The organism is Nocardia sp. NPDC004123, assembly GCF_053603795.1.
The window spans coordinates 284,645-293,037 of the sequence record NZ_JBSGGG010000010.1 but is presented as its reverse complement, the minus strand read 5'-3'; the positions used below and the strand labels follow the sequence as shown (position 1 = coordinate 293,037).

Here is an 8,393-nt window from a genome sequence, read left to right as displayed (position 1 = left end):
TTGTGCCGCGGCGGCGGGCAGGAGGTCGCCCATTCGAGGGAGTTGCCGTAGCCCCACGGGTCGTCCACGGTCACGACCTCGCCGTAGCGGTAGGAGCTGAAGACGTTCCACACGAACGGCAGCACCGACGCGCCCAGAATGAACGACCCGATGGTGGAAACGGTGTTCAGCGTGGTGAATCCGTCGCTGGGCAGGTAGTCGGCGTAGCGGCGCGGCATGCCCTGCGCACCCAGCCAGTGCTGGACCAGGAAGGTGGCGTGGAAGCCGAGGAAGGTGGTCCAGAAATGCCACTTGCCCAGGCGCTCGTCGAGCATGCGGCCGGTCATCTTCGGGAACCAGAAATAGATGCCGGCATAGGTGGCGAAGGCGATGGTGCCGAAGAGCACGTAGTGGAAGTGCGCGACCACGAAGTAGGTGTCGGACACGTGGAAGTCCAGGGGCGGCGAGGCCAGGATGACACCCGACAGACCACCGAAGAGGAAGGTGACGATGAACCCGACCGCGAACAGCATGGGCGTCTCGAAGGTGAGCTGACCACGCCACATGGTGCCGATCCAGTTGAAGAACTTCACGCCGGTCGGCACCGCGATGAGGAAGGTCATGAACGAGAAGTACGGCAGCAGCACCGCGCCCGTCGCGTACATGTGGTGCGCCCACACCGCGATCGACAGCGCCGCGATGGCGAAGGTCGCGTAGACCAGGGTGGTGTAACCGAAGATCGGCTTGCGCGAGAACACCGGGATGACTTCGGAGATGATCCCGAAGAACGGCAGCGCGACGATGTACACCTCGGGATGCCCGAAGTACCAGAACAAATGCTGGAAGAGGATGCTGCCGCCGTTCGACGGATCGTAGATGTGCCCGCCCAGGTGGCGGTCGAAGGCCAGCGCGAACAGGGCGGCCGTGAGGATCGGGAAGGCAATCAGGACAAGGAAACTCGTCACCAGGATGGTCCAGACGAACACCGGCATCCGGAACAGTGTCATGCCCGGGCAGCGCAGGCAGACCACGGTGGTGATCATATTGACGCCACCGAGGATGGTGCCCAGGCCGGAGACGGCCAGACCCAGAATCCACAGGTCGCCGCCCACGCCCGGGGAGTGCACGATGTCCGACAGCGGCGTGTAGGCGGTCCAGCCGAAGTCGGCCGCGCCGCCCGGGGTGAGGAAGCCGGCGGTCGCCATGGTGCCGCCGAACAGATACAGCCAGTAGCTGAGCGCGTTCAGGCGCGGGAACGCCACGTCGGGCGCGCCGATCTGGAGCGGCAGCACCACATTCGCGAATCCGAACACGATGGCGGTGGCATAGAAGAGCAGCATGATCGTGCCGTGCATGGTGAACAGCTGGTTGAACTGTTCCGTCGAGAGGAACTGCATGCCCGGCCGCGCCAGCTCGGCGCGCATGAGCAGCGCCATCAGGCCACCGATCAGGAAGAAGCTGATGGCCGTGGTCAGGTACATCATCCCGAGCATCTTGGGATCGGTTGTGGTGATCACCTTGAGGACGAACGAGCCCTTGGGACCGTGTCGCGGCGGATACGGGCGGATCGCCTCGAGATTCTGTTCGGGCTTTGGAGCAACTGCAGTCACCACATCCTCCTCGGGAGGGTTCCGTCCAGCTTCTACCAATCAGGGCACATAGAACGGCGCACAGCGTACCGACAGCAAATCGATCCTCGCCGAAAACACTCCGGTCGGAATGAACAGCGATTGGAATGCAAGATACTGCAGGGCAACCCTGCGCGTCGATGGCGGTCTCGAACAGGTTTGGTGCGTTGTTCATTGGCAGTTCATCCCCCGCCATCACGAAATACTCACGAGGCAGGGTCCAATATCGGTGCTATGTCTCGATCACTGCGCACCCGCGTTCTCACCGTCGCCGTGGTCGGCAGCCTCGGCACCGTGCTCGCCGTGGGCGCCGCCACCAATGCCCATGGCGAACCCAAGGCCGTGATCCAGGGCCGCACCGAGGTGACCGCCCGGGTCACCGGCGAGAAGCCGGACAACAAGTGCCAGATCGCGGCGTCCGATATCAGCGGTCCGTGGGGCATCGTCGGCGCCGACGGCACCGTCACCCTCACGCTCGGCGCGGTGCACAGCAACGCCAAGAAGCTGCGCGTCATCTGCGAGGACCCCAGGCGCGGCGACGCCAGCCTGCACACCGTCCGCTCGGATCGGGTGACCTTCGACGGACTGCTCTCCCCCATCCGTCAGATCATGCACAACCGATTCTTCGGGGCCAGATAGCTGTCTTCGGGGCTAGACAACCGGGTGACCGGCGCGCGCCGAGGCGACCGCGGACCGGACCGCGGGCACGGTCTCGGTGGCGAAATGGTGTGTGGCGCGGTCGCCGCCGGGGTCGACGGGGAGCAGGAATTCGCTGATACCGTGGGCCAGGGCCACTTCCGTGAGCTGGCCGGGCGTCATGGTGGGGTCGATGATGTAGGCGCGGCGGATCAGGGCCGGGACGCGACCCGCCCCGCGAGCGGCGGCGTCGATGGCGGTCATCATGGCGGTCAGGGTGGCGGGCGGGGCGTAGCCGACGCTGCCGAGCCAGCCGTCGGCCAGTTCACCGGTCAGGCGCAGGGCGCGGGGACCGTAGACGCCGAGCCAGATGCCGATCGGATGGGCCGGGCGCGGACCGGGTTTCGCGCCGCGCAGCGGATAGAACTGGCCGGCCAGCTGCGAGCGTTCACCCTCACCCCACAGCGCGCGAACGACCGCGATGGCCTCGCGCAGCGCGGCGAGGGCCTGGCCGGGACTGCGGCGGGTGCCGCCCATGGTCTCGATGGCGTCCCAGAACGCGCCGGCGCCCAGGCCCAGTTCGACCCGGCCGCCGCTGAGCAGGTCCAGGCTGGCGGCGCTGCGGGCCAGCACCGCGGGCGGGCGCAGCGGGAGGTTCGCGACCGCGGGCATGAGGGTGAGGTTGCGGGTGACGCCGGCCAGATAGGACAGCAGGGTCCAGGTGTCCAGGAAGGCGGGCTGATACGGATGATCCTGCACCGCCAGCACTTCCAGCCCGGACTCGTCGGCGTGCCGCACCAGGCGCAGCAGCAGCCGCCCGCGCGCCGCCTCGGGCGGCACGAAGATCCCGAACCGGAGCTCATGCCCGTAATCCGCCATAGCGAATATCAAGCTACCGCGCTGCCGGGGGCGCCCGGGCGAAATCGGGCGGATTCGGCGCGTCCAGGCGGCACCAGCCGTCTCAGATCGTGATCAACTGGCAACCCGATTCCATAGTCGTTGCCGGGCAACGGAATACAATTGAGACCGGGTCGCCCGGGTCACGACCCGGTCTTTTCGGCAGTGGGCCGTTCGCGACGGCCGGGTGAAGGGACGTGCGCGATGCCGGCTCACAGCACGGTGGACATCGCCCTACGGCACCTGAGGGGAGTGGATCCCTCGGCGTTGCACCACGCGCGGAACCGGTTGGCGGAGACCGGAATCGCACGGCTGGGATTTCTGCTCCCGCACCGGGTCAAACGGGTCCTCGCCGCCGAGGCGCTGACCCTGCTCGATCATCACAAACAGTGGGGCGACCTGCTGCCCGAGGGCGAGGGCCTGGCCCGGCAGCAGGTCGAGCTGACCGAGCAGGAGGTGGCCGCCCACGCCTTCTGCATCCCGCAGCTCTACGACTGTGAACCCTTGCGGCACAGCCTTTCCGTGGTCGCCGCCGAACCGGTCCTGGCCTGCCCCGAGGCCGAGCGCTACCGCGTCAGCCGCCTGCACCACGACGACTCGGTCGACCAATGGCATTGGGACGACTACGCTTTCGCCCTCGTCCTGGTGGTGGAGTGCCCGCCGCTGGCGGACGGCGGCTTCGTGCAGACGGTGGCGCACACCCGCCGCGACTGGGACCACGCCGACATCTACCGGACCCTGACCCGCAATCCGATCCACTCCTGGGAGATACAGCCCGGCGACCTCTACCTGATGCGCGCCGACACCACCCTGCACCGCGTGCACCCCTTCGCGCACGGCCGCCGCACGATCGTCGCCATGACCTTCGCGGCGCGGACCGACACCGAGCGGGAAGTCCCGTGGCGGGCTGTCGAACTCACGCCCCGATAACGGACACGCCGTGCAGAGCTGGGAGTTTGCGCCAACAGGTCGATGTGGGCCGAATCATATAGAGTGATAGCCTGATTAACCGTTAACGCAGCGGGGGGCAGCGTCGCCGCACCGTATCCGCTCCGGGCAGTTGTGCCCCACCCGGCTAAGGCGGCTCCCATGGACCTGCTCAACCCTCTCGACGCGATCTTCCTGGCCATCGAATCCCGCGAGCATCCCATGCACGTGGGCGGTCTGCAGCTGTTCGAGCCGCCCGCCGACGCGGGCCCCGAGTTCACCCACGAGCTCTTCGAGGCGATGGCCGCGAAAACCGATGTCCGCACCCGATTCCGGCGCAAACCGAGCCGGCTGCTGGGCGGCTTCTCCAGCCTCGCCTGGTCCCACGCCGAGACCGTGGATCTGGGCTACCACCTGCGGCGTTCCGCACTGCCGGCGCCCGGCGGCATGGGTGACCTGCTGGACCTCACCGAGCGCCTGCACGGCATCCTGCTGGACCGGCACCGCCCACTGTGGGAGGCCCGGCTCATCGAGGGCCTGTCCGACGGCCGCTTCGCGGTCTACGTGAAGATGCACCACGCCCTCATCGACGGCGTCTCGGCCATGCGGCTGCTGCAGCGCACCCTCACCGACGACCCGCTCGACAGCCGGCTCACCGTCCCGTGGGGCACGGCGCCGGTGCCGCGCGACGACAGCCCCGAACCCGAAAGCCCCTGGACGCAGTTGCGCCGGGCGGTGCCGCGGATCCTGCGCGCCACCGGATCGATCGCCGCGCCGTTGCGGGGCGCCATCGACGGGCGGCTCACCCTGCCCATGACCGCCCCGCGCACCGTGCTCAACACCTCCATCGGCGGGGCCCGGCGCATCGCGGTGCGGTCCTGGCCGCTGGAGCGGATCAATGCCGTCCGGCTGGCCACCGGGGCCACCGTCAACGACATCGTGCTCGCCATGAGCGCCGCCGCGCTGCGCGCCTATCTGCTCGAGCGTGACGCACTGCCGGACGAGCCGCTGATCGCCATGGTGCCGGTCAACATTCGCAGCGCCGCCGAATCCGATACCTCCGAGGGCAATCTGGTGGCGGCCTGCCTGGCCAACCTCGGCACCCACGTCGCGGATCCGGCGATCCGGCTGGAAACCATCAGCACCTCCATGCGCGACGCCAAACGGGTGTTCACGCAATTGCCGAAGCTGGAGGCCATGCTGCTGTCCGCCGCGCTGATGACGCCGTTCGGGGTGTCGCTACTACCGGGCTTCGAAGCACTGCCGCGTATGCCGTTCAACCTGGTGATCTCGAATGTGCCCGGGCCGCGCAAACCGGTCTACATGCAGGGTGCGCGCCTGGACGCCAATTACCCGCTGTCGATTCCGTTCGAATCGCAGGCCATGAACATCACGCTGACCACCAACGGCGACAATCTGGATTTCGGCCTGGTCGGCTGCCGCCGCACCGTGCCGGATCTCGATCGCATGACCGACCATCTGGAGAACGGCCTGGCCGAGCTGGAGCGAGCCGTCGCCTGACGCCTCGTGGCACCGGGCCGCGCCGGGCCTCATTACGCTGGTCCGCGTGGAAACATCGTGGCCCGAACTGCGCACCGAGTGCCTGATCCTCGAGGACGAGGCGGTCCTGGCCCTGAACAAGCCGGCCGGGATCTCGGTGACGGGCGAACGCCACGACACCGACATCGTGGAAATGGCCGCGGCGCAGGGCGAGACGCTGTATCCGGTGCACCGGATCGACAAGGTCACCTCGGGTCTCGTCCTGCTGGCCAAGGAGCTGTCCGCGCACGGGCAGCTCACCCGGCAGTTCAACAAGCGCACGGCGGAGAAGACGTACCTGGCCGTCACCGCCTCCACGGGCCTGCCCGACCGCGGCGTCATCGATCTGCCGCTGAGTGTGGGCCGCAAGAATCGGGTGCGAATCGCCGCGCCCCGCGAGAGCATTCACCGCGCGGGCGACACCTGGCTGGTCGACGAGCAGGACGTGGCGGCGGGCAAGAGCTATCCGTCGGTTACCGAATTCACCACCCTGGCCCGCACCGATTCCCATACCGTGCTGGCACTGCGCCCGATCACCGGTCGGCGGCATCAAATTCGCGTGCACCTGGCCTGGATCGGTCACCCCATCGTCGGCGACCCGCTGTTCGACCGGACCGGCGCATTTCCCCGCACCCATCTGCATTCGTGGCGTCTGACCCTGGACGCGTCCTGGCGTCCCACCGGCACACTCGAACTGGAGGCCGAGCCGGGCGCCGACTTCTGGCGGATCGGCGACACCCCGGTCACCACCGATCCGCGGCAACTGTTGAGCAGCGCAGGCGAACTCATGACCCGCACCACATCGACCGGTCATTGATACGACTTCGCTATATTGGGTGGCGGGTCTCACCGAGACCGCATCAGGGCAGGTCAATTAGCCTGAATGGGGTGACCGCGGTGCGGCGGCACAGCCGGGCGCAATGATGCTGCCCTTCACAGAAAGCGAACGCCGATGGTTCTGCTGGCTCAGCTCAGTGACACCCATTTCAATATGGGCGCCCGCAATGTCGAACGCGCCGAACGGGTGATGGCCTTTCTCGCCGAGCTGCCGCAGCGACCCGACGTCATCATCGTCACCGGCGACATCGCCGACGAGGGCGATGTGGAGGAGTACCAGCAGGCGCGCGCGGCCCTGACCGCCGATCTGCCCGTGCTGATCCTGCCCGGCAATCACGACGACCGCGCCAATATGCGCAGCGTGCTCTTCCCCGCCACCTCGGGCACCGGACCCATCAATCAGTCCTATCGGATCGACGGCGTGACCCTGGCCCTGCTGGACTCCAGCATCCCCGGCAAACCGGAGGGCCTGCTCGAGGACGAGACCTACGACTTCCTCACCGAGGTCCTAGCAGCCGCCCCCGCCGATGAGGTGGTGCTGGTGGCCATGCATCATCCGCCGGTGCCGGTGCAGTCCACCGTCGTGGATCCCATCCGGCTCACCAATCCGGAGCGCCTGGCCGAGATCGTGGCGGGCGACGGCCGCATCGCCGCCGTCCTCACCGGGCACGTGCACGCCGGGCTCATGACCCAGTTCGCGGGCAAGCCGCTGATCGTGGCGCCCAGCGTCTCCTCCACCATCGGCTGCGAATGGGAAACGGCCGCACCGGGGCACGTGCCGATCGATTTCGCGCCCGACCCGTCGATGATCTTCCACTCCATTACCGACGGCCGGCTGCTGTCGATGTTCCGGCCCATCGCCATGGGCGGCTGGCTCAGCGAACCGACGGAGTGAGCGCGCCGCGCCGGTAGGCCGAGGGCGTGGTGCCGGTCCAGCGTTTGAAGGCGTGAATGAAGGTGGACGCCTCCGCGTAGCCGAGCCGGATCGCCACATCGCTCACCGACAGCGGTGTGGCCGTGAGCATTTCCTCGGCCAGCGCGCGCCGCACCTCGTCCAGCAGCTGCCGGTAGCTGGTACCCGCCGCGTCCAGGTGGCGGCGCAGGGTGCGGGTGCTCATATTGAGATCCCTTGCCACCGAATCGATTCCGGGCGGCACCGCGAAACCGTCCAGGCCGCCGCGCGGCACCAGCAGCGCCCGCACCTCGGCGGCGATGCCGGTGCGGGCGCGGCGGCGGGAGACCAGTTCGGTGCACTGCGCCAGGCACATGGCCCAGGTGTGCTCGTTGGCCTGCGGCAGCGGCTGCTCCAGGATCGCCGGATCCATAGTGAACACATTGTGCTCGGCCTCGAAATTCGGTGTCAGTCCGTAGATTTCGGTGTAGAGGCGGAGGTCGGGCGGCGGCTCGAAATCGAAGTCGGCGCGCAGCAGTTCGACGCGGTGACCCATCAGGTCCGACAGCATCTGGAACATGGCGGTGACGTCGCGTTCCACCAGGAAGCGGCGGACGTCGGCGGGCACCCGCTCGTCGTGGATGCGGGCCATGAATTCACCCGGCCGCCAGCGGGCCGCCGGAATGCAGAAGGTGAAGCTGAGCTCCAGGTAGCGCAGGGCGAGGGAGATGGCCTCACCGAGGGTGGGACTGCTGACGCAGGCGAAGCCGAAGATGCCGAAGGTGGTGATGCGGTACCGCCGGCCCACCTCCAGCCCGAGGTCGGGGCGGGCGCCCAGTTCGCGCACCAGGTTCCGGATCACCGCCAGTTCGGTGTGCGCGTCGATCTGCTCGTCCGGATTGGCCAGCTGCTTCTCGTTCAATCCGCTGCCCTGCAGCATGCGGGCGGCCGGGACACCGTGCTCGCGCGCGAATCCGACCATGAGGGCGACACTCGCCACGCCGCGCGGGAAATTCCAGTCGCGAATCCCCGCCTCCTGCACCGTGCCCATAGCCTGA

General features: G+C 67.9%; 8 protein-coding genes. 5 read left to right on the top strand and 3 right to left on the bottom strand.

What is annotated here, in order from left to right:
• A partial coding sequence (gene ctaD / locus ACWEQQ_RS17090; RefSeq protein ID WP_452348839.1) for an aa3-type cytochrome oxidase subunit I occupies nt 1–1,589 on the bottom strand: 1,589 nt, incomplete at its 3' end.
• A 252-nt stretch (nt 1,590–1,841) separates the two neighbouring features.
• On the opposite strand from ctaD, the gene ACWEQQ_RS17085 reads away from it, so the two are divergent.
• On the top strand, nt 1,842–2,246 hold the full coding sequence (locus ACWEQQ_RS17085; RefSeq protein ID WP_452338095.1) for a hypothetical protein: 405 nt from the start codon (nt 1,842–1,844) through the stop codon (nt 2,244–2,246).
• A gap of 12 nt (nt 2,247–2,258) precedes the next feature.
• Here ACWEQQ_RS17085 and ACWEQQ_RS17080 read toward each other — a convergent pair whose 3' ends face one another.
• Nucleotides 2,259–3,122, bottom strand: a complete 864-nt coding sequence (locus ACWEQQ_RS17080; RefSeq protein ID WP_452338096.1) for an LLM class flavin-dependent oxidoreductase — start codon at nt 3,120–3,122, stop codon at nt 2,259–2,261.
• A gap of 222 nt (nt 3,123–3,344) precedes the next feature.
• On the opposite strand from ACWEQQ_RS17080, the gene ACWEQQ_RS17075 reads away from it, so the two are divergent.
• The 4 genes from ACWEQQ_RS17075 (at nt 3,345) to ACWEQQ_RS17060 (ending at nt 7,338) form a co-directional block, all read left to right on the top strand.
• Nucleotides 3,345–4,070: a HalD/BesD family halogenase gene (locus ACWEQQ_RS17075; protein ID WP_452348838.1), complete on the top strand. Its 726-nt coding sequence runs from the start codon at nt 3,345–3,347 to the stop codon at nt 4,068–4,070.
• 159 nt (nt 4,071–4,229) lie between these two features.
• Entirely contained in the window at nt 4,230–5,588 is a 1,359-nt protein-coding gene (locus ACWEQQ_RS17070) for a WS/DGAT/MGAT family O-acyltransferase (RefSeq protein WP_452348837.1), read from the top strand.
• Between the two features lie 46 nt (nt 5,589–5,634).
• On the top strand, nt 5,635–6,423 hold the full coding sequence (locus ACWEQQ_RS17065; protein WP_452338099.1) for an RluA family pseudouridine synthase: 789 nt from the start codon (nt 5,635–5,637) through the stop codon (nt 6,421–6,423).
• Nucleotides 6,424–6,558: 135 nt separating this feature from the next.
• The gene (locus ACWEQQ_RS17060; RefSeq protein ID WP_452348836.1) at nt 6,559–7,338 is read left to right on the top strand and encodes a metallophosphoesterase; all 780 of its coding nucleotides are present in this window, start codon (nt 6,559–6,561) and stop codon (nt 7,336–7,338) included.
• Here the strand turns inward: ACWEQQ_RS17060 and ACWEQQ_RS17055 are convergent.
• Entirely contained in the window at nt 7,319–8,386 is a 1,068-nt protein-coding gene (locus ACWEQQ_RS17055; protein WP_452348835.1) for an AraC family transcriptional regulator, read from the bottom strand. The genes ACWEQQ_RS17060 and ACWEQQ_RS17055 overlap by 20 nt on opposite strands.
• Nucleotides 8,387–8,393: the final 7 nt, after the last annotated feature.